Raw genomic sequence first — 332 nt, forward strand, 5'->3', positions numbered from 1 at the left:
GGTTATGCCCAAGTAAACAAAACAGGATCTATACGCGCATATCAATTTGTTAGTTATTATGGTGCAAACAATGGTTCGCAAGACGGTACAAAAGTACCAACACGATACTTGCCAGTAGGACAGGGGTTTATAGCTGAAATAGAGAATGATGGTGTATTACCATTTGATGGTACCGTAGAGTTTAACAATAGCCAAAGAGTTTTTATAAAAGAATCAAATGCAGATCCATCAAACGATCAAGTAGGAGCAGTATTCTCTAAAGCAGCCAAAGGAAAAGGGTCAAGTAGAAATGCATCTAAGGATAATGCAACAACAGATATGATGCAAAGAAT

General features: G+C 37.3%; 1 protein-coding gene. It reads left to right on the top strand.

What is annotated here, in order from left to right:
* The coding region (locus Q0842_RS16125; protein ID WP_298500529.1) for a hypothetical protein at positions 1–332 on the top strand (332 nt) is incomplete at both ends.

It is taken from the genome of uncultured Algibacter sp. (genome assembly GCF_947495675.1).
Classification (GTDB): Bacteria; Bacteroidota; Bacteroidia; order Flavobacteriales; family Flavobacteriaceae; genus Algibacter_B.